Source organism: Pseudaquabacterium pictum, assembly GCF_005403045.1.
GTDB classification, from domain to species: Bacteria; Pseudomonadota; Gammaproteobacteria; order Burkholderiales; family Burkholderiaceae_C; genus Pseudaquabacterium; species Pseudaquabacterium pictum.
Window position 1 is genome coordinate 14,407 of the sequence record NZ_BJCL01000003.1, and the last position, 19,771, is coordinate 34,177.

Genomic DNA, 19,771 nt, shown 5'->3' on the forward strand with positions numbered 1-19,771 from the left:
CCGGCCCTCCTCCTGATACTTGCGTCGGCCAGATACCCGACGCCCTCGTCCAGCCACCGTTTCCGCGCGCGGCGAAGGTCCCAGTGGAGGCTGAGCGCCGGGCCGGGAGGGCCTGCTTTGCGGAAGTGCAGGAGGAGTCCTATGCGCCGCTTGCGGCGTGTAGGACGGGGGACATGGAGCAGAGCAGGCCCTTCCGGCCCGGCGCGATCGCGCAGAACCAAACGTCCGCAAAGAGCCCGAACCGCTCTGAATCCCGACGAGATGGCGCAAGATCGCGGTCTGTGCCCATGCTGTGGAAACGGAGAACACCATGCCCAGCCCGATCGAGAACGCCATCCGCAAGACCATCACCACCGGTGTGATGAAGCTGGCCGACTTCAACCGCGGACGGATGGCTGAGCCGGAACGGCCCAACCCGTTCATCACCGGCCTGAACGCGCCGATGGACCGGGAATTGACGCTGGAGCAGTTGCCGGTGCAGGGCAGCATCCCGTCTGAACTGGATGGCCGCTACCTGCGCATCGGCCCCAACCCGATCAAGCCGCCGGCCGCCGCCAGCCACCACTGGTTCGTCGGCGATGGCATGGTGCATGGCCTGCGCATCGCCGGCGGCCAGGCGCTGTGGTACCGCAACCGCTGGATCCGCTCGCGTGCCGTCAGCCGCGCGCTGGGTGAACCCGAGGCGCCCGGCCCGCGCCACTTCAGCGACACCGTCAACACCAATGTGCTTGGCCATGCCGGGCGCACCTGGGCGCTGGTGGAAGCCGGCGGCTACCCGGTGGAGCTGGGTGACGAGTTGCAGACGGTGGCGCACAACAACTTCGACGGCACGCTGCGCGGCAGCTTCACCGCCCATGCCCACAAGGACCCCGCCACCGGCGAGTTGCACGGCATCTGCTACGAGGCCACCGACCCCGACACCATCCGCCATGTGGTGGTGGGCACCGACGGCCGGGTGCGGCGCGAGGAGCCGATCGCCGTCAAGCACGGCCCCAGCGTGCACGACTGCATGATCACCGCACAGTACGTGCTGGTGCTCGACCTGCCGGTCACCTTCTCGCTGCCCACGCTGGTGGCCGGCTACACCTTCCCATACACCTGGAACCCGGCCCACCGCGCCCGGGTGGGCGTGCTGCGCAAGGACGCGCCGGGCAGCAGCATCGTCTGGTGCGATGTCGACCCCTGCTATGTGTTCCACCCCTGCAATGCCTTCGAGACCCCCGACGGCCGCATCACGCTGGACGTGGTGGCTCACGCGACGATGTTCGCGCACAGCAGGAACGGCCCCAACGCCGATGCCTCGGCCTTCGAGCGCTGGACCATCGATCCGGCGGCGCGCAGCGTGACCCGCCGGGTGATCGACGCCAGCCCGCAGGAATTCCCGCGCCCCGACGAACGCCTGCTGGGCCAGCCCTACCGCTACGCCTACAGCGCCAGCCTGCAGCGCGATGGCGCCGGTGAATTCGTCGGCGGCAGCCAGCTGATCCGCCATGACCTGCACACCGGTGCGCGCGATGTGCACGATTTTGGTGCCGATGCCCATGTCGGCGAGTTCGTGTTCGAGCCCCGACACCCTGGCGCCGGCGAAACCGACGGCTGGCTGATGGGCCTGGCGGTGCATGCCGACACCCAGACCACCGACTTCGTCCTCCTCGACGCCAGCCGCTTCACCGGCCCGCCGCAGGCGGTGGTGACGCTGCCGCACCAGGTGCCGGCCGGCTTCCATGGCAACTGGGTGCCCACGCCGGGCCCGCGCTGAGGCCTCGCTACACTGCCGGCGATGGACTGGTTGGATTCGATCGCCTGGGATGCCCAGGGCCTGGTACCCGTCATCGCGCAGGAGGCTGGCAGCGGCGATGTGCTGATGTTCGCCTGGATGAACCGCGAGGCCCTGGCCTTGACCGCCGAGCGCGGCCAGGCGGTGTACTGGAGCCGCAGCCGGAAGCGCCTGTGGCACAAGGGCGAGGAGAGCGGCCACTTCCAGCGGGTGCACAGCATCCGGGTCGACTGCGACGCCGACGTGGTGCTGCTCACCGTCACCCAACTCGGGCACGATCCTGGCATTGCCTGCCACACCGGCCGCCACAGCTGCTTCTTCCAGGTGCTGCAAGGCGGCCAGTGGGTCACCACCACGCCGGTGCTACAGGATCCGGCCACCATCTACAACAAGCCATGACCGACGCCACCTCGCAGGACATGCTGGCCCGCCTGCACAGCGTGATCGAGAGCCGCCTGCCCGCCCACGGCGGCGACCCGGAGAAAAGCTACACCGCCCGCTTGTTTTCCAAGGGCACCGACGCCATCTTGAAGAAGGTGGGCGAGGAAGCCACCGAGACGGTCATGGCCGGCAAGGATGGCGACCGCCAGAAGATCGTCTACGAGGTGGCCGATCTCTGGTTCCATTCGATGATCGCGCTGGCGCACTTCGGCCTGCAGCCGGCCGATGTGCTGGCCGAACTGGCCCGGCGCGAAGGGCTGTCGGGGCTGGAGGAGTTCGCCCTGCGCAAGGTCGTGCAACGCGAGAAGGATGGATCCTGATGGCACAGACAGACAACGCGGTGGTGCTCAGCGGCGAGACCGAGGCCTCGCTGCGCACCGTCGGCCACATCAGCTATGCGCTGCACGCCATCGTGGCGGTGGGCGCGGTGCTGCCCGGCGCCCAGGGCAGCGTGCTGCTGCTGCTGGTGGCCTTCTTCCTCGACCTGTACAAGCGCGGCGATGCCCAGGGCTCGTGGCAGGAGAGCCACTTCCGCTGGCGCATCCGCAGCGTGGTGTTCAGCGCCATCGCCTACACCGTCACCGCGCCGCTGTGGTTGCTGCTGATCGCGCCGGGCTGGGTGGCCTGGGGCGTGATCTCGCTGTGGTTCCTCTACCGCGTGCTGCGCGGCTGGCTGGCCCTGAACGACCGCCGGCCGATGCCGGTCTGAACCCCGTCCAACCCCCACTTTCCCGCTGCGCCCATGTCTGCTGACCCCCACTGCATCTTCTGCAAGATCGTCGCCGGCCAGATTCCGTCGAAGAAGGTGCACGAGGACGATGAACTTCTGGCCTTCCACGACATCCATCCGTGGGCGCCGGTGCACATCCTCATCATTCCCAAGCAGCACATCGTCAGCATGGCCGACGTCACCGACGACCATGCCGGCGTGCTGGGCCGGATGATGGCCCTGTCGCCGCGGCTGATGCGGGACCTGGGCGTGACCAACGGTTTCCGGCATGTCATCAACACCGGTCGCGATGGTCACCAGGAGGTGATGCACCTGCACCTGCATGTGATGGGTGGCCCGCGGCCCTGGCTCAAGGGGTGATGGCAGCCGTTGTCACCGGGCTGCCCTCCCTGCTCACCTAGAATCACCGGTTTCGTCTTTCAACCCTTCCTCAGAGGTTCGACATGGGATCCTTCAGCATCTGGCACTGGCTCATCGTGCTGGCGGTGGTGGTGCTGATCTTCGGCACCAAGAAGCTCAAGAACGTGGGCAGCGACCTGGGCGCCGCCGTCAAGGGCTTCAAGGACGGCGTGAAGGACGGCGTGAAGGACGGCACCACGTCGGCCGACGCCGCCGCTGCCGCAGCACCGCAGCAGGTCACCACCCACAAGGCGAACGACGCCAACACCGTCGACGTCGAGGCCAAGACCAAGTCATGACGACGCCGGGGCCGGCCGGCCGGCCCGACGGCAGCTTTCCATGATCGACTTCGGTTTCGACAAGATCGCGCTCATCGGCGCCGTGGCGCTGATCGTCATCGGGCCCGAGAAACTGCCGCGCGTGGCCCGCACCGTCGGTGCCTTGATGGGCAAGGCGCGGCGCTACGTGGCCGATGTCAAGGCCGAGGTCAACCGCACCATCGAGCTGGAAGAACTGCAGAAGATGAAGTCGCAGTTCGAGACTGCCGCCCGCGATGTCGAGCAGACGGTGCACACCGAGATGCAGTCGGCCAACCAGGCCTTCAACCAGCAGGTCAATGACCTGCAGGCCGGGCTGGACGGCAGCGGTGCGGATGGCTTCGGCAGCATCGGCAACACCCTGTCCACTCCGTCGCCCGAGTACAAGCGTCCCAACAAGCGCTGGCGCCTCAAGCGGTCTGCCGTGCCGCGCTGGTACAAGCAGCGCGCCGGCGTGCGCGGCCATGTCCAGTCGGGCGCCGCCCGCGTGGCGCGCTTCCGCCCTCCGGGCATGAAATGATGGGCATCCTGCTGTATGGCTGCTGAACCGCAGGACGAGCTCGCCGGCACCGAGCAACCCTTTGTCTCCCACCTGATCGAGCTGCGCGACCGCCTGATGCGCGCGCTGATCGCGGTGGGTCTGGTCTTTGGCGCCCTGTGCCTGTGGCCCGGCCCCGCCGGGCTGTACGACCTGCTGGCCGCGCCGCTGGTGGCCAACCTGCCCAAGGGCACCACGCTGATCGCCACCAACGTGATCTCGCCGTTCATCGTGCCGCTGAAGATCACGCTGATGGCAGCCTTCCTGATCTCGTTGCCGATCGTGCTGTACCAGGTCTGGGCCTTCGTGGCGCCCGGCCTCTACAGCCACGAGAAGAAGCTGGTGCTGCCGCTGGTGGTCAGCAGCACGCTGCTGTTCATCGCCGGCGTGGCGTTCTGCTACTTCTTCGTCTTCGGCCAGGTCTTCGCCTTCATCCAGAGCTTCGCGCCCAAGAGCATCACCGCGGCGCCTGACATCGAGGCGTACCTCAGCTTCGTGCTGTCGATGTTCATCGCCTTCGGGGCCGCCTTCGAGGTGCCGGTGGCGGTGGTGGTGCTGGCCCGCATGGGCATCGTCACCGTGGCCAAGCTCAAGGAGTGGCGCGGCTACTTCATCGTGCTGGCCTTCGTCATCGCGGCCATCATCACGCCGCCCGATGTGGTCTCGCAGCTGTCGCTGGCGATCCCGATGTGCCTGCTCTACGAGGTGGGCATCTGGGCGGCGCAGATCTTCATCAAGCACACCAAGGCGCCCGACGCCGACACCACCGAGCCGACCAGCACCTGAACGACGGTGTTGGCGGCGTCAGCGCCCCGGCACGGCCAGCTGGCGCTTGCGTTGCACGATGTCCAGGCTCAGCGTCAGCTCCTTCTTGCCGCGCAGCGCCAGCACCTCGGCCGGTTTTCCGGGCTCGAGCGCTGCGACGGCATCGAGCAGCTGCGACACGCTGGCCACCGGCCGGCCGGCCACCGCCACCACCACATCGCCCGGCCGCAGGCCGCCCTTGCTGGCCGGGCCGTCCTGCAGCACGCCGGTGATCAGCACGCCGCTGCGGTTGCCGATCTGCAGGCTCTCGGCGATCTCCGGCGTCAGGTTCTGCGGCTCCACGCCGATCCAGCCGCGGCGCACCACGCCGTCCTTCAGCAGGCTCTGCATCACCCGCATCGCCACGTCGGTGGGAATCGCGAAGCCGATGCCCTGGCTGCCGCCGCTCTTGGAGTAGATGGCGGTGTTGATGCCCACCAGGTGGCCCTGGGCATTGACCAGTGCACCGCCCGAGTTGCCCGGGTTGATGGCCGCATCGGTCTGGATGAAGCTTTCGAAGGTCGACAGACCCAGGCCGTTGCGGCCCAGTGCACTGACGATGCCGGCGGTCACCGTCTGGCCGACGTTGAACGGGTTGCCGATGGCCAGCAGCGGGTCGCCGATGTGCAGGTCCTGCGAGCGGCCCAGGGTGATGGCCGGCAGCTTGTCCAGCGGGATGCGCAGCACCGCCAGGTCGGTCTCGGGGTCGGTGCCCACCACCTGGGCGCGCACCTCACGGCCGTCGGACAGCTGCACGTCGATCTCGCCGGCGTCCTCCACCACATGGTTGTTGGTCAGCAGCACGCCCTCGGGCGAGACGATCACGCCCGAACCCACGCCCTGCTGGCCGGGGTCGCGGTCGCCGTAGAAGAAGCCGAAGGCGGGGTCCTCGCTGTGCGGATTGCGGCTGCGTGCCTTGCTGGTGACCACGCTGACCACCGCCGGCGCGGCCAGGCGCGCGGCTTCGGCCAGGCTGCCGGCGGCCGGGGCCGATGCCGCCGGCGCGGTGCGCAGCGACACCACCTCGGCCACCACGGCGCCAAAGGGCTGGCCGCTGCCGCTGAGCCACTGCGGCTTCAGCGTGGCCACCACGAACAGCAGGGCCATGCCCACGGTGGCGGCCTGGGAGAAAATCAGCCAGAGTCTGCGCATGGCAACGGACAGTCAATCAGGAAAGGCGGGCAGGATGGCCCAGCGCACGGAAATCGCATCGCACCTGTCGGCCCTGCTGTCGGTGGATCGCTTCAAGGATTATGGGCCGAACGGTCTGCAGGTCGAGGGCCGCGACGAGGTGCGGCGGCTGGTCAGCGGCGTGACCGCCAGCCTGGCGTTGATCGAGGCTGCGGTGGCCGACGGCGCCGATGCCATCCTGGTGCACCACGGCCTGTTCTGGCGTGGCCAGAACGGCTGCATCACCGGCTGGATGCGCCAGCGCCTGGCGCCGCTGCTGGCACACGGCATCAACCTGTTCGCCTACCACCTGCCGCTGGATGCCCATCCGACGCTGGGCAACAACGCCCAACTGGGTCTGCGGCTGGATCTGCAGGCCGATGCCCGTTTCGGCGAGCAGGACCTGGGCTGCATCGGCCCGGCTGCTGGCCACGATGCTGCGGCCCTGGCCGCCCAGGTGCAGTTGGCGCTGGGCCGCATGCCGGTGCTGCTGCCCGGTGACGGCCGGCCGCTGCGGCGGGTGGCCTGGTGCACCGGCGGCGCCCAGGGCTATTTCGAGGCCGCGATCGCCGCCGGCGCCGATGCCTTCATCACCGGCGAGCTGTCCGAGCCGCAGGCCCACATCGCCCGCGAGACCGGCGTGGCCTTCCTGGCCTGCGGCCACCATGCGACCGAGCGCTACGGCGCGCCGGCGGTGGGCGCGCACCTGGCGCAGCAGTTCGGCCTGGAACACCGCTTCATCGACATTCCCAACCCGGCATGACCGCAGCGACCACCAGTCTGATCGCCATCACCCAGGGCGACCCCTGCGGCATCGGCCCCGAGACCATCGCGAAAGCGGTGGCCGCCCGCGCCACCGGCCCGGCGGTGGTGGTGGGCGATGTCGCGGTGCTGCGCCGCGCAGTGCGCCAGTGCGGCCTGCTGCTGCCGGTGGCGCCGGTGCAGACGCCGGGCGATGCGCTGCAGGCGCCGCCGGGCTGCATCGCCGTCTGGCAGCCGCCCGGGCTGCCGGCCGGCCTGGCCGATCTGCCGATGGGCCAGGTTCAGGCCGCTGCCGGCCAGGCTGCGGCCATCTGCATCGATGCCGCTGCGGCGCTGGCCCTGCGCGGCGCCGTGGCGGCCATCGTCACCGCGCCCATCCACAAGGAGGCGCTGTCGGCCGCCGGCGTGCACTTTCCCGGCCACACCGAGATGCTGCAGGCTGCCGCCGGCGGCGCGCCGGTGCGCATGATGCTGGCCAACGACGAACTGCGGGTGGTGCTGGTCACCATCCATGTGTCGCTGCGGCGGGCCATCGACATGCTCGATTTCGACGCCGTGCTGTCGACCCTGCGCATCGCCCACCGCAGCGCGGCGGCCTGGGGGCAGGCGGCGCCGCGCATCGCCGTGGCCGGGCTGAACCCGCATGCCGGCGAGGGCGGGCTGTTCGGTGACGAGGAAGTCCGCTTCATCGCCCCCGCGGTGGCCGCCGCGCGGGCCGAAGGCATCGACGCCCGCGGCCCGTTTGCGCCCGACACCGTGTTCATGCGCGCCCGCCATGCGCCGGACCATCCGGGCGAGTTCGACCTGGTGGTGGCCATGACGCATGACCATGGCCTGATCCCGGTGAAGTACCTGGGGGTGGAGCAGGGCGTGAACGTGACGCTGGGCCTGCCCTTCGTGCGCACCAGCCCGGACCACGGCACGGCCTTCGACATCGCCGGCAGCGGCCGGGCCGATGCGGCCAGCCTGGTGGCCGCCGTCCGCATGGCGCGCCGGCTGGCGGCGGCCTGAGCGCTCAGCTCCAGCGGTTGAAGAAGCCGGACAGCGGCCGCCGTGGTGGCGTCTCGACCGCCGGCTTGGCCGGCGCATCGGCGCCGGCACGGGGGGTGGCCAGTGCGTTCAGCTGGCGGCGTGCACGGGCGGTGGCGCGTTCCAGCAGGTAGGCGTTCTCCATGGCGCGGAAGCGGCCCGCCTCGCACAGCTTGACCAGCATGCGGTGGGTCATCGACACCGTCTCGCGCTGCTTGGCACCATGGGTGAAGACGAAGAAGCTGCGGCCCGGGCTGACATGCGCCAGCCGCACCTTCTGCCATTCGCCCTGCAGTTGCATCTGGTAGGCGAAGCCGATCTGCACATGGTCGGCCAGCGATGCGCCGCTGGTCGGCTCCACCGGCTCGGGCGCCGGCAGGCCGGTGATGGCGAGGTCGCCGGCGGTGATCTCGGGCTCGGCGCCGAGGTCGATGTCGACTGCCCGGTTCCAGTCCACCGAGGCCTCGTCCACCAGGCCCACCGCCCGGGCCTCGGCCGGGGTGAACGCCGTCGGCGAGGCGATCGCCTGCAACGCCGCCACCGAGGAAGCGGCGCCCAGCGGCGGCAGGTCGGCGGCGCGTGGCACCGGCGTGGCCAGCGCGCCATCCACCTGGCGGGCCAGCAGGTTGTGCTCCAGCGTCGACAGCGCCTGGCCTTTCAACGACTCGGCATGCGCGGGCAGCAGCTGGGAGAAGAAGTCGCGCCGGGTGGGCTCCGGGCAGCGGATGCGGTCCAGCCCGGCGTTCAGGTCCTTCATCAGCTGCGGCAGCTGACGCAGGAACAGCTGCCGCTGCACCGGCGTGCCCTTGGGCTGCACGCTCATCACCAGGTCGCGGCCGGCGGTGCGCAGCCGCTGCGCCAGCGCGCCGTCGGGGTCGTCCTCGGCGGCCACGCTGGCGATCACCTGGCTCCATGTCTCGGCCAGGAACTGGCGCAGGTAGTCGGGCACCGGCAGGCCCTTGAGCGCACCCTCCAGCTCCTGCGCATAGCGCTGCTGGATGCGCAGCTGCTGTTCCTTGCGGGCCAGCACGGTGTCGGCCGCGCCTAGCGCCCGCACCTCGGCCTGGGCCTGGGCGCTGATGAAGCCCTCCAGCGCCTGCAGCTTCTGTTCATAGACGGCGATCTGGTCGAACTCGCCGTCCACCACCTCCTGCACCAGCGCGGCCACCTGCGCCAGCAGCGCGCGACCGGCGGCGCCGTCGAAGTCGTCCACCGCCGTGCCCAGCGAGGCGATGCGGTTGATGAAGCGCCGCACCGGATGCCGGCGCGACGAGAAGAAGCTGTTGTCGCCCAGCGCCGCCCGCAGCACCGGCAGCTGCAGCCGGGCGATCTGGCGGGCCATCTGCGGTGGCACCTTGGCGTCCGACAGGATCTGGTCGAACAGGCTGGCGATCACGTCGATCACCATGTGGTCCAGCGCGCCGGTGGCCGCCTGGCGCAGCTCGTCGCGGTGGGCCAGGATCAGGTTGGGCGCCACCATGGCCGCGCCGTCGCCGCCATCGGACCAGCCGCCGCCGTCGCCGTGGTGTTGGCCGGTGTGAACGCCATGGTGGCCGCCGTGGTGGCCAACCTCGTCCTGTGCCTGCAGCGACGGGCTGTGCGCCAGCCGGCGGATCAGCGCCATCATCTCGCCGTCCACCCGGCCCAGCGTCGGCGCCAGGCTGCCGCGGCCTGACGGCGCGAAGCCGCTGCGCGCCGGTGCCGGGCCACCGCGTGTCGACAGGCGGCCGCTGCTGCTGAGCGCATGGCCGCTGTCGCCGCCGGCATCCATGGCTCCGTGGGCGCTGACCGGGCCGCGGGCATCGGCACCGCCGCCCAGCCCGCCGTGCATCGACGTGGGCGTGCGGGTGCCGGTGGCCCGCACCGCCATGCCCACCGGCCGCACGCCGGCATGGCGCAGGTCGGCCACGATGTCGCCGTAGGTCTGGCGCATCGCATGGGCCAGCGAGCGGCCGATCTCGGTGCCCAGCACCTTGCGCACCTCGGGCCGGTCGGCCACCGCCTCGATGGCGCGGATCATCGCCTGGCCCACCACCTCGGCGCGCAGCGGATTGCGGTCATGGTCGGCCGCGCCCAGGTGCAGCAGCGTGCCCATGTAGGCGTCGAGCTCGCGGATCTCCCACTCGCAGGCATGCGAGATCTCCAGCGCGAAGCGGTCGGCCGAGATGTGGATCTCGACCTCGTGGTCATCCACCAGGGTCAGCGATTCCCAGCTGGCCACCAGGCCATCGGGCGTCACCGCGGGGCCGGGCGTGGCCACCAGCGTGCCGGCCTGGCGTGCGACATCGGTGTCCAGCGCCTCGTTGAAGGTGAGGGCGAAGATCGCCAGCTTGCGGTTGAGTTCGTACTGGGCGCCCAGCAGCGCGTCCCGCTGCACCACGCTGTTGGTGGCCAGCGCTGCCAGCCCCAGGCTGTCGACCGTGTGCTCGGCCGCCGACCGGGCAGCCATGCGCACACGCTGGACGGCGCTTTCCAGGTTGGCAGGCAGGCGGGGTGGCAGGGTCTGGTCCATGGGGCAGGCTGACGTCTCAGGCCGCCAGCTGCCCCGGAATGGGGTGCCGTGCGGCCATGCTGGGCCTCTTCACCCCCGGGATATCGGCGGCCTGTGGCGTGACTTGATACCTGCCAGGCCCCGCGGTGCCTGCCGACTACACCCTGTTACGTGCCGGGGCGACCCGGCACGGTGCTCACTTGCGCAGCGCGTCGCGGATTTCGCGCAGCAGCAGCACGTCCTCAGGCGTGGGTGCCGGCGGCGCGGGCGGCGCCGGCGGCTCGGCGCGCTTCATGCGGTTCATCTGCTTGACCATCATGAAGATCACGAAGGCCAGGATGATGAAGTTGATCGCGATCGTCAGGAAGCTGCCGTAGGCGAAGACGTTGCCGACCTTCTGCGCCTCGGCCAGGGTGGCGCCAGCCGGCACCGTGCCGGACAGCACCACGTACTTGTTGGAGAAATCGATCTGTCCGCCGGTGATCAGGTTCACCAGCGGCATGATCAGGTCCTTGACCATGGAATCGACGATCTTGCCGAACGCACCGCCGATGATCACGCCGACCGCCAGGTCCATCACATTGCCCTTCAGGGCAAATTCCTTGAACTCGCTGGTAAAACTCATGGGTACCCCTCGTGTTGACTGCAACTGCTAAAAAAGGCGTCTCCCGTGACGCCCGGGGCAGTATCGGTGTCCACGCATTGAAGTCAATCGCACCCCACCCGAGAGGGGCGTGTGCGGCGGGTCCGCTAGAATGCCGGGTTGACCCTGAGACCATTGCGGCCCACCTCAGTGCCAGCACGCTTGAACAACCCGGCAAGCACGCTGCGGCAACCACCGGGCCAACCACAAGAGGATTCCCATGAGCGACATCCCCACTGACCGCGTCGACCAGAGTCGCCGCACCTGGGTGGCGATCACGGCCGGTGCCGGTGCCGTTGGCGCTGCCGCGGTTGCCGTGCCCTTCGTCAGCACATTCGCCCCGTCCGAGCGCGCGAAGGCCGCCGGCGCAGCGGTCGAGGCTGACATCAGCGCGCTGAACCCCGGCGAGAAGATGACCGTCGAGTGGCGCGGCAAGCCGGTGTGGATCGTGCGCCGCACGCCCGAGCAGGTGGCGGCGTTGAAGAAGCTCGACCCGCAGCTGGCCGATCCCGACAGCAAGCGCAACCCGGCCGAGCTGACCCCCGAGTACGCACGCAACACTGCGCGCTCGATCAAGCCCGAGTTCCTGGTGGCCGTGGGCATCTGCTCGCACCTGGGTTGCTCGCCGTCGGACAAGTTCGCGACCGGCGCGCAGCCCTCGCTGCCTGACGACTGGCAGGGTGGTTTCCTCTGCCCCTGCCATGGCTCCACCTTCGACATGGCTGGCCGGGTGTTCAAGAACAAGCCCGCGCCCGACAACCTCGAGGTGCCGCCGCACATGTTTCTGTCCGACACGCGCCTGCTGATCGGCGAGGACAAGAAGGGCTGAGCGCCCGCACGCTCACTGAATTCCTGGACTAGGGCAGACGATGGCAACTTTCAAGGAAATCCCCGCCGATGCACCGGTGGCGGCCAAGGTCACCAACTGGCTGGAGAACCGGTTCCCGACCGCGTTCGACGCCTACAAGGTGCACATGTCGGAGTACTACGCTCCGAAGAACTTCAACATGTGGTACTTCTTCGGCTCGCTGGCACTGTTGGTGCTGGTGATCCAGATCGTCACCGGCATCTTCCTGGTCATGCACTACAAGCCGGATGCGGCCCTGGCGTTCGCCTCGGTCGAGTACATCATGCGCGACGTGCCCTGGGGCTGGCTGATCCGCTACATGCACTCCACCGGCGCGTCGATGTTCTTCGTGGTGGTGTACATGCACATGTGGCGCGGGCTGATCTACGGCAGCTACCGCAAGCCGCGTGAACTGGTGTGGATCTTCGGCTGCGCGATCTTCCTCTGCCTGATGGCCGAGGCCTTCATGGGCTACCTGCTGCCCTGGGGCCAGATGTCCTACTGGGGCGCCCAGGTGATCGTGAACCTGTTCGCCGCCGTGCCCTTTGTCGGCCCCGATCTGGCCCTGCTGATCCGTGGCGACTACGTGGTGGGCGATGCCACGCTGAACCGCTTTTTCAGCTTCCACGTCATCGCCGTGCCGCTGGTGCTGCTGGGCCTGGTGGTGGCCCACCTGCTGGCGCTGCACGATGTGGGCTCCAACAATCCCGACGGCGTCGAGATCAAGGGCCCGAAGGCGCCGAAGGATGCCAACGGCAAGCCGGCCGACGGCATTCCGTTCCACCCGTTCTACACGGTGCACGACGTGTTCGGCGTGGGCATGTTCCTGATGGTGTTCTGCGCCATCATCTTCTTCGGCCCCGAGCTGGGCGGCTACTTCCTGGAGTACAACAACTTCATTCCGGCCGACCCGCTGAAGACGCCCGCGCACATCGCCCCGGTGTGGTACTTCACGCCGTACTACTCGATGCTGCGTGCGACCACCGACCCGATGGTCAACGTGCTGTGCGGCATCATCGGCATCGCCGGCGTGGTGGCACTGCTGTCGGTCAAGGGCAAGTCGCGCATCGCCATCGCGGTGGGCGCGATCATCGGCATCGCCCTGCTCAAGACCTTCGACGCCAAGTTCTGGGGCGTGGTGGTGATGGGCGGCGCGGTCGTGATCCTGTTCTTCCTGCCCTGGCTGGACAACTCGCCGGCCAAGTCGATCCGCTACCGTCCCACCTGGCACAAGGCCCTGTACGGCGTCTTCCTGGTGTTCTTCGTGGTGCTCGGCTACCTGGGCATCCAGCCGCCGTCGGACATCGGCACGCTGGTGTCGCAGATCGGCACGCTGTTCTACTTCGGCTTCTTCCTGCTGATGCCCTGGTGGAGCACCATCGGCACCTTCAAGCCGGTGCCTGACCGCATCGTCTTCGCCGGGCACTGAGGCAGGAGCACACACAACATGAAAAGACTCATCGCAAGCCTGCTGGCCGCCCTGGCCTTCTGCTCGCCCGTGCTGGCTGCCGGTGGCGACACGCCGCCCTGGGACAAGTTCCCGAAGGAGCGTGTCACCGACATGGCCGCGCTGCAGAACGGCGCCAAGCTGTTCGTCAACCACTGCCTGAACTGCCATGCCGCCGCCTTCATGCGCTTCAACCGCCTGAAGGACATCGGCCTGACCGACGAACAGATCAAGAAGAACCTGCTGTTCACCACCGACAAGGTCGGCGATCTGATGACGGTCTCGCTGAGCGCCAAGGATGCCAAGGATTGGTTCGGCGCCCAGCCGCCCGATCTGACGGTGATCGCACGGTCGCGCTCGGCTGCGGGCAAGGGCACGGGTGCCGACTACCTGTATTCCTACATGCGCGGCTTCTACCGCGACGAGACCCGGCCCACCGGCTGGAACAACCTGTACTTCCCGGCGGTGGGCATGCCCCATGTGCTGTGGGAAATGCAGGGCGAGCAGCGCGCGAAGTTCGTCGACGAAAAGGATCCGCACGATCCCGCCAAGACGGTGCATGTCTTCAAGGGTTTCGAGCAGAGCAAGCCGGGCACGATGAGCAAGGCCGACTACGACCTGGCCGTGGCCGACCTGGTGGCCTACCTGCAATGGATGGGCGAGCCGGCACAGACCCAGCGCGTGCGCATGGGTGTGTGGGTGCTGCTGTTCCTCGCGGTGTTCACCCTGATCGCCTGGCGTCTGAACGCCGCATTCTGGAAAGACGTCAAGTAATCCTCGTCCTGCGGGCCCGGCTGCCAAGCCCGGGCCTGGCGCGCAGCGGCTGACCTTCGGGCGCCCTGCGCGCATTGTTTTTTGAGCCACTGCTTCACTGGGAACCCGCTGCCATGATGGTGCTTTACTCCGGAACCACCTGCCCCTACTCGCACCGTTGCCGCTTCGTGCTGTTCGAGAAGGGCATGGACTTCGAGATCCGCGACGTCGACCTGTTCGCCAAGCCCGAAGACATCGCGCTGATGAACCCGTACAACGAGGTGCCCATCCTGGTGGAGCGCGACCTCATCCTGTACGAGAGCCACATCATCAACGAGTACATCGACGAGCGTTTCCCGCATCCGCAGCTGATGCCCGGCGATCCGGTGGCCCGTGCGCGCGTGCGCCTGTTCCTCTTCAACTTCGAGAAGGAGCTGTTCGCCCACGTCAACCTGCTGGAAGCGCGCGGCGGCGTCAAGGCCAACGACAAGCAGCTGGAGAAGGCGCGCAGCCAGATCCGCGAGCGGCTGACCCAGCTGGCCCCGATCTTCCTGAAGAACAAGTACATGCTGGGTGACGACTTCAGCATGCTGGACGTGGCCATCGCACCGCTGCTGTGGCGCCTGGACTACTACGGCATCGACCTGTCGAAGAATGCCGCCCCGCTGCTGAAGTACGCCGAGCGCATCTTCTCGCGTCCGGCCTACATCGAGGCGCTGACGCCGTCCGAGAAGGTGATGCGCAAGTAAGAGGCGGCCGCATGACCAAACCGCCCGCACCGGACGAACAGGGCAGTTCCACCCGGCCCTACCTGATCCGCGCGCTGCACGACTGGTGCACCGACAACGGTTTCACCCCCTACCTGGCGGTGTATGTGACGGCCGGCGTGCAGGTGCCGATGGAGTACGTCAAGAACAACGAGATCGTGCTCAACGTCGGCTTCGAGGCCACCAGCGGTCTGCAGCTGGGCAATGAGTTCATCGAGTTCAAGGCGCGCTTTGGCGGCGTCTCGCGCGAGATCGTGGTGCCGGTCGACCATGTGGTGGCGATCTACGCCCGCGAGAACGGCCAGGGCATGGCCTTCCCGGTGCCCACCGATGCCGCGGCCAGCGGCCCTGCGGCCGATCCCGCCAAGACAGGCCTGCGGCTGGCCCGCTCGGCCGATGACGAGGTGGAAACGGCGGCGTCTGTCACGGCTGTCACCACCGCCGACGACAGCCCGCCACCCGAGCCGCCGGCTCCGGGCGGTGGCCGGCCGGCGCTCAAGCGGGTGAAGTGATGGGCTGCGGCTGCCTGTCGGCCGCGCGCCCTAGAATTTGAAAAAGCCGTGCCGGCTTAGCTCAGTTGGTAGAGCAACCGCCTTGTAAGCGGTAGGTCATCCGTTCGATTCGGATAGCCGGCACCACCGACCCGAGCCGGCCTTGCCCGCCGGTCTGCCCCGTGATCGGGCGCCAGCGCACTCAGCCAGGGCCCAGCAGTTTCACCCGCAGCGGCGGGCCGTCCCAGCCACGGGTGCGCAGATGGGCTTCCAGCGCCGGCAGCATCTGCCGCAGCTTGGCAGCCACCGCATTGCTGCTGGCCAGCAGACTCCAGCCTGTGTCGTCGATCGGTCCCGCGCGCACCGAACTGCGCATGGCCGGCGGCAGCAGCGGGGTGATGGCGGCCAGCCGGTCCTGCGATTCGCGCATGCGGCGGGCCAGCAGGGCCAGCGGTTCGCTTCCGGCCAGCGCCTGGCCGATGGCCAGGGTGCTGCTGGGAAGGGGCGGAGCGCCGGGGCGGCGGGGAGCAGAAGCCATCGGCCGAGAATACCCCGATGGTAGACTCCGCGGTTACGTCGGGTGGTCGCCAGCCCAGGAATGGCCGGTGACCTCCGCCCGCCTTGCAGGCCGCCGATGCGGCCCCATCTGGGAGGGCACCTGCACCGATCCAGCCGGCTTGCCGGCGCCCCAGACACACCAGCCGGGGTCCTTTCGTGCGTGGTTCCGCGGGCCTGTCAGGCGCCGGTCCACCCGGGACCCAGGCGCACAGCCACCTGACGCCGCATGTTGCCCAAGCTCCTCACCTCGATTTTCGGCAGTCGCAATGACCGCCTGCTGAAACAGAACCGCCGTGTGGTCGACAAGATCAACGCGCTGGAGCCGCAGTTCGAGGCGCTGGACGACGCCGCGCTGCGGGCCAAGACCGACGACTTCCGCCAGCGCGTGGCCCAGGGCGCCACACTGGACGACCTGTTGCCCGAGGCCTTTGCCGCGGTGCGCGAGGCTGGCAAGCGCAGCCTGAAGATGCGCCACTTCGACGTGCAGCTGATCGGCGGCATGACGCTGCACAGCGGCAAGATCGCCGAAATGCGCACCGGCGAAGGCAAGACGCTGATGGCCACCTTGCCGGTCTACCTGAACGCGTTGTCGGGCAAGGGTGTGCACCTGGTCACCGTCAACGAGTACCTGGCCCGGCGCGATGCCGAGTGGATGGGTCAGCTCTACAACTTCCTCGGACTGACGGTGGGGGTCAACGTGCCCGGCATGTCGCGCGAGGAGAAGCAGGCCGCCTACGCCGCCGACGTCACCTACGGCACCAACAACGAGTTCGGCTTCGACTACCTGCGCGACAACATGGTCTACGAGCTGCGCGACCGGGTGCAGCGCGGCCTGAACTTCGCCATCGTCGACGAGGTGGACTCGATCCTGATCGACGAGGCCCGCACGCCGCTGATCATCAGCGGCCAGGCCGAAGACCACACCGAGATGTACGTGCGCATCAACAGCGTCATCCCGGCGCTGAAGAAGCAGATCGGCGAGGCCGACCCGCGCACCGGCGAAGGCGTGATCGAGCCGGGCGACTTCACGGTGGACGAGAAGAGCCACCAGGTCTTCCTGACCGAGGACGGCCACGAGAACGCCGAGCGCCTGCTCTCCCAGGCGGGGCTGCTGGCCGAGGGCGCCAGTCTGTACGACGCCGCCAACATCTCGCTGATGCACCATGTGTACGCGGCGCTGCGGGCCAACCACATCTACCACAAGGACCAGCACTACGTGGTCCAGAACGGCGAGATCATCATCGTCGACGAGTTCACCGGCCGTCTGATGACCGGCCGGCGCTGGAGCGATGGCCTGCACCAGGCGGTGGAGGCCAAGGAAGGCGTGCAGATCCAGAGCGAGAACCAGACGCTCGCCTCGATCACCTTCCAGAACTACTTCCGCATGTATGCCAAGCTCGGCGGCATGACCGGCACCGCCGACACCGAGGCCTATGAATTCCAGGAGATCTACGGCCTGGAGACCGTGGTGATCCCGCCGAACCGGCCCACCGCCCGCAAGGATGAACTGGACCTGATCTACAAGACCGCCAGCGAGAAGTACAACGCGGTGATCGAGGACATCCGCAGCTGCCACCAGCGCGGCCAGCCGGTGCTGGTGGGCACCACGTCGATCGAGAACAGCGAACTGATCAGCCAGCTCCTGACCAAGGCGAAACTGCCGCACCAGGTGCTCAACGCCAAGCAGCACGCCAAGGAGGCCGAGATCGTGGCCCAGGCCGGCCGGCCCGGCGTGATCACCATCGCGACCAACATGGCCGGCCGCGGCACCGACATCGTGCTGGGCGGCAATGTCGAGAAGCAGGTGCAGATGCTGGAGGCCGACGCCGGCATTCCCGATGCCGAGCGCAACCGCCGCATCCAGCAGCTGAAGGACGAGTGGCAGGGCCTGCACGAACAGGTCAAGGCCGCTGGCGGCCTGCGCATCATCGCCACAGAGCGGCATGAGAGCCGCCGCATCGACAACCAGCTGCGTGGCCGCGCGGGCCGCCAAGGCGACCCGGGCCAGAGCCGGTTCTACCTGAGCCTGGAAGATCCGCTGATGCGCATCTTCGCCGGCGACCGGGTGCGCGCCATCATGGACAAGCTGAAGATGCCCGAGGGCGAGGCCATCGAGGCCGGCATCGTCAGCCGCAGCATCGAAGGCGCGCAACGCAAGGTGGAGGCGCGCAACTTCGACATCCGCAAGCAATTGCTGGAGTACGACGACGTCAGCAACGACCAGCGCAAGGTGATCTACCAGCAGCGCAACGAGATCCTGGCCTCCGAATCGGTGCTGGCGCAGGTGACCAACCTGCGCAAGAGCGCGATGACCGATGTGGTGCGCACCTGGGTGCCGGCCGAAAGCGTGGAAGAGCAGTGGGACATCCCGGCGCTGGAGAAGGCGCTGGCCGAGGAATGGCAGTTGCCGGTGGCGCTGGCAGCCGACGTGGAGAAGAGCGAGAGCATCACCGACGAGGACATCGTCGACAAGGTGGTGGCAGCGGCCGACCAGGTGTTCGAGGGCAAGCTGGCGGTGGTGGGCTCCGAGCAGTTCAACCCGTTCATGCGGATGGTGCTGCTGCAGAGCATCGACAGCCACTGGCGTGAGCACCTGGCCGCGCTGGACTACCTGCGCCAGGGCATCCACCTGCGCGGCTACGCCCAGAAGAACCCGAAGCAGGAATACAAGCGCGAGGCCTTCGAGCTGTTCAGCCAGCTGCTGGACGTGGTGAAGATGGAAGTGACGCGCCTGCTGCTGACGGTGCGCATCCAGAGCCAGGAACAGGTGGCGCAGGCCGCCGAGGCGATCGAGGCCCAGGCCAGCCAGGTCGGTAATGTCACCTACACCCACCCGAACGAGGACGGCAGCGTCAGCCAGGAACGCGAAGCCGCCACCGCAGGCGACGAGGTGCCCCGGGTCGGCCGCAACGACCCTTGCCCCTGCGGCAGTGGCAAGAAATACAAGAACTGCCACGGGCAGCTGGCATGAAACGGCAGCCAGTGGCCGTCCACGTGCGGAAGTCGCGCGTCACGCCACCGGCTTCCGCTTGACAAATCCAGTTGCAAACTGATACCCGGATGATCCCTTGCTTGGGGGGTGTGGCGGCCGCGTTGAGTCGCTACAGTCCGGGGAAATACCCTGCATAGGGTTTCTCCAAGGTCAGCGCCAGTCCGCTGGTCTTGCCTGGTTTGAACGATTCCAAGACTTCAAGGAGTGATGCATGAAACTGAAACAAGTGACTTTGGGCGTGGCCCTGGCGCTGAGCGGCCTCGCCGCCAACGCAGCCGATGTGAACCTGGGCGCTGATCCCGACAGCTTCAGCGTGATGGCCGTCGGCGGCAACGTCAACTTCTTTGACACCTTCAGCTTCTCGCTGACGACGGAGTCGGTGGTGAACGCGACGGCGGTCTCCTTCGGTGGCATCCGCTCGGGTTCGGCCTGGTCGATCGTCGACTCCATGGACAACCTGATGGCTGGCACCTACAGCCTGACCACCATCCCGGCTTCTCTGGCGTCCCTGACGCTGGGCGCTGGTGACTACGCCGTCGTCGTGACCGGCAAGGGCCAGGCCAGCGGCGGCATGTACGGCGTGTCGGTCAACGTGACGCCGGTGCCGGAACCCGAGACCTACGCCATGATGCTGGCCGGTCTGGCCGCGCTGGGCTTCCTGGCCCGCCGCCGTCAAGGCTGATTGCCGACGGGCTTCGCCCGGTTTGCAAGGCGAAAGCGGCTTCGGCCGCTTTTTTCATGGGCGGCTGTGGCCGCCCTTTTGCATGGCTGCACAGCGGGTCCGGCAGGCAGCAGGACTTCGCCAGCCGGCTCCT

20 protein-coding genes, 1 tRNA gene and 2 pseudogenes are annotated in these 19,771 nt (G+C 68.2%); 19 read left to right on the forward strand and 4 right to left on the reverse strand.

Annotated elements, in window-relative coordinates; genetic code table 11:
* Nucleotides 1–310: 310 nt before the first annotated feature.
* The 9 genes and pseudogenes from FFT10_RS07065 (at nucleotide 311) to tatC (ending at nucleotide 4,988) form a co-directional block, all read left to right on the forward strand.
* Entirely contained in the window at nucleotides 311–1,759 is a 1,449-nt protein-coding gene (locus tag FFT10_RS07065) for an 8'-apo-carotenoid 13,14-cleaving dioxygenase (protein WP_137732101.1), read from the forward strand.
* 21 nt (nucleotides 1,760–1,780) lie between these two features.
* Nucleotides 1,781–2,176: a phosphoribosyl-AMP cyclohydrolase gene (hisI, locus tag FFT10_RS07070; RefSeq protein ID WP_137732102.1), complete on the forward strand. Its 396-nt coding sequence runs from the start codon at nucleotides 1,781–1,783 to the stop codon at nucleotides 2,174–2,176.
* Nucleotides 2,173–2,538 carry a phosphoribosyl-ATP diphosphatase gene (locus tag FFT10_RS07075; RefSeq protein ID WP_137732103.1) on the forward strand — a complete coding sequence of 122 codons (366 nt, stop codon included), beginning with the start codon at nucleotides 2,173–2,175 and terminating at the stop codon, nucleotides 2,536–2,538. Before hisI ends, FFT10_RS07075 begins: the two co-directional genes overlap by 4 nt.
* Nucleotides 2,538–2,927 carry a DUF4870 family protein gene (locus FFT10_RS07080; protein ID WP_137732104.1) on the forward strand — a complete coding sequence of 130 codons (390 nt, stop codon included), beginning with the start codon at nucleotides 2,538–2,540 and terminating at the stop codon, nucleotides 2,925–2,927. The genes FFT10_RS07075 and FFT10_RS07080 overlap by 1 nt, the downstream gene beginning before the upstream one ends.
* Nucleotides 2,928–2,960: 33 nt before the next feature.
* On the forward strand, nucleotides 2,961–3,308 hold the full coding sequence (locus tag FFT10_RS07085) for a histidine triad nucleotide-binding protein (RefSeq protein WP_137732105.1): 348 nt from the start codon (nucleotides 2,961–2,963) through the stop codon (nucleotides 3,306–3,308).
* A gap of 83 nt (nucleotides 3,309–3,391) precedes the next feature.
* Nucleotides 3,392–3,646: a Sec-independent protein translocase subunit TatA gene (gene tatA / locus FFT10_RS07090; RefSeq protein WP_137732106.1), complete on the forward strand. Its 255-nt coding sequence runs from the start codon at nucleotides 3,392–3,394 to the stop codon at nucleotides 3,644–3,646.
* A 40-nt stretch (nucleotides 3,647–3,686) separates the two neighbouring features.
* Nucleotides 3,687–3,924: pseudogene (gene tatB, locus FFT10_RS28795) on the forward strand (Sec-independent protein translocase protein TatB); the annotation flags it as partial.
* Between the two features lie 98 nt (nucleotides 3,925–4,022).
* Nucleotides 4,023–4,184, forward strand: a pseudogene (gene tatB, locus FFT10_RS28800) (Sec-independent protein translocase protein TatB); the annotation flags it as partial.
* 15 nt (nucleotides 4,185–4,199) lie between these two features.
* Nucleotides 4,200–4,988 carry a twin-arginine translocase subunit TatC gene (tatC, locus tag FFT10_RS07100; protein ID WP_137732108.1) on the forward strand — a complete coding sequence of 263 codons (789 nt, stop codon included), beginning with the start codon at nucleotides 4,200–4,202 and terminating at the stop codon, nucleotides 4,986–4,988.
* Nucleotides 4,989–5,006: 18 nt separating this feature from the next.
* Here the strand turns inward: tatC and FFT10_RS07105 are convergent, their stop codons facing one another.
* On the reverse strand, nucleotides 5,007–6,158 hold the full coding sequence (locus FFT10_RS07105) for a S1C family serine protease (protein WP_137732109.1): 1,152 nt from the start codon (nucleotides 6,156–6,158) through the stop codon (nucleotides 5,007–5,009).
* Between the two features lie 34 nt (nucleotides 6,159–6,192).
* On the opposite strand from FFT10_RS07105, the gene FFT10_RS07110 reads away from it, so the two are divergent.
* Together FFT10_RS07110 and pdxA are read left to right on the forward strand one after the other, a co-directional pair.
* Entirely contained in the window at nucleotides 6,193–6,939 is a 747-nt protein-coding gene (locus tag FFT10_RS07110) for a Nif3-like dinuclear metal center hexameric protein (RefSeq protein ID WP_137732110.1), read from the forward strand.
* The gene (gene pdxA, locus FFT10_RS07115) at nucleotides 6,936–7,949 is read left to right on the forward strand and encodes a 4-hydroxythreonine-4-phosphate dehydrogenase PdxA (protein WP_137732111.1); all 1,014 of its coding nucleotides are present in this window, start codon (nucleotides 6,936–6,938) and stop codon (nucleotides 7,947–7,949) included. The genes FFT10_RS07110 and pdxA overlap by 4 nt, the downstream gene beginning before the upstream one ends.
* Before the next feature lie 4 nt (nucleotides 7,950–7,953).
* On the opposite strand, the gene FFT10_RS07120 is transcribed toward pdxA, so the two are convergent.
* Nucleotides 7,954–10,479 carry a DUF1631 family protein gene (locus tag FFT10_RS07120; RefSeq protein ID WP_137732112.1) on the reverse strand — a complete coding sequence of 842 codons (2,526 nt, stop codon included), beginning with the start codon at nucleotides 10,477–10,479 and terminating at the stop codon, nucleotides 7,954–7,956.
* 175 nt (nucleotides 10,480–10,654) lie between these two features.
* Complete coding sequence (gene mscL / locus FFT10_RS07125; RefSeq protein ID WP_137732113.1) at nucleotides 10,655–11,083, reverse strand: large conductance mechanosensitive channel protein MscL; 429 nt, start codon at nucleotides 11,081–11,083, stop codon at nucleotides 10,655–10,657.
* Between the two features lie 238 nt (nucleotides 11,084–11,321).
* On the opposite strand from mscL, the gene petA reads away from it, so the two are divergent.
* From petA to FFT10_RS07155, 6 genes are all read left to right on the forward strand, one after another.
* The gene (petA, locus tag FFT10_RS07130) at nucleotides 11,322–11,930 is read left to right on the forward strand and encodes a ubiquinol-cytochrome c reductase iron-sulfur subunit (RefSeq protein WP_137732114.1); all 609 of its coding nucleotides are present in this window, start codon (nucleotides 11,322–11,324) and stop codon (nucleotides 11,928–11,930) included.
* Nucleotides 11,931–11,970: 40 nt separating this feature from the next.
* Nucleotides 11,971–13,377 carry a cytochrome b gene (locus FFT10_RS07135; RefSeq protein WP_137732115.1) on the forward strand — a complete coding sequence of 469 codons (1,407 nt, stop codon included), beginning with the start codon at nucleotides 11,971–11,973 and terminating at the stop codon, nucleotides 13,375–13,377.
* 18 nt (nucleotides 13,378–13,395) lie between these two features.
* The gene (locus tag FFT10_RS07140; RefSeq protein WP_137732116.1) at nucleotides 13,396–14,169 is read left to right on the forward strand and encodes a cytochrome c1; all 774 of its coding nucleotides are present in this window, start codon (nucleotides 13,396–13,398) and stop codon (nucleotides 14,167–14,169) included.
* Nucleotides 14,170–14,282: 113 nt separating this feature from the next.
* Nucleotides 14,283–14,897, forward strand: a complete 615-nt coding sequence (locus tag FFT10_RS07145) for a glutathione S-transferase N-terminal domain-containing protein (protein ID WP_137732117.1) — start codon at nucleotides 14,283–14,285, stop codon at nucleotides 14,895–14,897.
* A gap of 11 nt (nucleotides 14,898–14,908) precedes the next feature.
* Entirely contained in the window at nucleotides 14,909–15,427 is a 519-nt protein-coding gene (locus tag FFT10_RS07150) for a ClpXP protease specificity-enhancing factor (protein ID WP_137732118.1), read from the forward strand.
* 50 nt (nucleotides 15,428–15,477) lie between these two features.
* Nucleotides 15,478–15,553 (forward strand) — tRNA-Thr (locus FFT10_RS07155).
* A 55-nt stretch (nucleotides 15,554–15,608) separates the two neighbouring features.
* Here the strand turns inward: FFT10_RS07155 and FFT10_RS07160 are convergent.
* On the reverse strand, nucleotides 15,609–15,944 hold the full coding sequence (locus tag FFT10_RS07160) for a hypothetical protein (protein ID WP_137732119.1): 336 nt from the start codon (nucleotides 15,942–15,944) through the stop codon (nucleotides 15,609–15,611).
* A 246-nt stretch (nucleotides 15,945–16,190) separates the two neighbouring features.
* On the opposite strand from FFT10_RS07160, the gene secA reads away from it, so the two are divergent.
* Nucleotides 16,191–18,935 carry a preprotein translocase subunit SecA gene (secA, locus tag FFT10_RS07165; RefSeq protein WP_137732120.1) on the forward strand — a complete coding sequence of 915 codons (2,745 nt, stop codon included), beginning with the start codon at nucleotides 16,191–16,193 and terminating at the stop codon, nucleotides 18,933–18,935.
* A 232-nt stretch (nucleotides 18,936–19,167) separates the two neighbouring features.
* Nucleotides 19,168–19,638 carry an FxDxF family PEP-CTERM protein gene (locus FFT10_RS07170; RefSeq protein WP_137732121.1) on the forward strand — a complete coding sequence of 157 codons (471 nt, stop codon included), beginning with the start codon at nucleotides 19,168–19,170 and terminating at the stop codon, nucleotides 19,636–19,638.
* The last annotated feature ends 133 nt before the right edge of the window (nucleotides 19,639–19,771 follow it).

Excerpts from the sequence above, each read along its gene's own strand:
- tatA (WP_137732106.1), top strand. The coding sequence starts at position 3,392 with ATGGGATCCTTCAGCATCTGGCACTGGCTCATCGTGCTGGCGGTGGTG.
- FFT10_RS07170 (WP_137732121.1), top strand. The coding sequence starts at position 19,168 with ATGAAACTGAAACAAGTGACTTTGGGCGTGGCCCTGGCGCTGAGCGGC.
- petA (WP_137732114.1), top strand. The coding sequence starts at position 11,322 with ATGAGCGACATCCCCACTGACCGCGTCGACCAGAGTCGCCGCACCTGG.
- FFT10_RS07140 (WP_137732116.1), top strand. The coding sequence starts at position 13,396 with ATGAAAAGACTCATCGCAAGCCTGCTGGCCGCCCTGGCCTTCTGCTCG.
- pdxA (WP_137732111.1), top strand. The coding sequence starts at position 6,936 with ATGACCGCAGCGACCACCAGTCTGATCGCCATCACCCAGGGCGACCCC.
- secA (WP_137732120.1), top strand. The coding sequence starts at position 16,191 with ATGTTGCCCAAGCTCCTCACCTCGATTTTCGGCAGTCGCAATGACCGC.
- FFT10_RS07080 (WP_137732104.1), top strand. The coding sequence starts at position 2,538 with ATGGCACAGACAGACAACGCGGTGGTGCTCAGCGGCGAGACCGAGGCC.
- FFT10_RS07075 (WP_137732103.1), top strand. The coding sequence starts at position 2,173 with ATGACCGACGCCACCTCGCAGGACATGCTGGCCCGCCTGCACAGCGTG.
- FFT10_RS07085 (WP_137732105.1), top strand. The coding sequence starts at position 2,961 with ATGTCTGCTGACCCCCACTGCATCTTCTGCAAGATCGTCGCCGGCCAG.
- FFT10_RS07150 (WP_137732118.1), top strand. The coding sequence starts at position 14,909 with ATGACCAAACCGCCCGCACCGGACGAACAGGGCAGTTCCACCCGGCCC.
- FFT10_RS07160 (WP_137732119.1), bottom strand. The coding sequence starts at position 15,944 with ATGGCTTCTGCTCCCCGCCGCCCCGGCGCTCCGCCCCTTCCCAGCAGC.
- hisI (WP_137732102.1), top strand. The coding sequence starts at position 1,781 with ATGGACTGGTTGGATTCGATCGCCTGGGATGCCCAGGGCCTGGTACCC.
- FFT10_RS07065 (WP_137732101.1), top strand. The coding sequence starts at position 311 with ATGCCCAGCCCGATCGAGAACGCCATCCGCAAGACCATCACCACCGGT.
- FFT10_RS07105 (WP_137732109.1), bottom strand. The coding sequence starts at position 6,158 with ATGCGCAGACTCTGGCTGATTTTCTCCCAGGCCGCCACCGTGGGCATG.
- tatC (WP_137732108.1), top strand. The coding sequence starts at position 4,200 with ATGGCTGCTGAACCGCAGGACGAGCTCGCCGGCACCGAGCAACCCTTT.
- mscL (WP_137732113.1), bottom strand. The coding sequence starts at position 11,083 with ATGAGTTTTACCAGCGAGTTCAAGGAATTTGCCCTGAAGGGCAATGTG.
- FFT10_RS07120 (WP_137732112.1), bottom strand. The coding sequence starts at position 10,479 with ATGGACCAGACCCTGCCACCCCGCCTGCCTGCCAACCTGGAAAGCGCC.
- FFT10_RS07110 (WP_137732110.1), top strand. The coding sequence starts at position 6,193 with ATGGCCCAGCGCACGGAAATCGCATCGCACCTGTCGGCCCTGCTGTCG.
- FFT10_RS07145 (WP_137732117.1), top strand. The coding sequence starts at position 14,283 with ATGATGGTGCTTTACTCCGGAACCACCTGCCCCTACTCGCACCGTTGC.
- FFT10_RS07135 (WP_137732115.1), top strand. The coding sequence starts at position 11,971 with ATGGCAACTTTCAAGGAAATCCCCGCCGATGCACCGGTGGCGGCCAAG.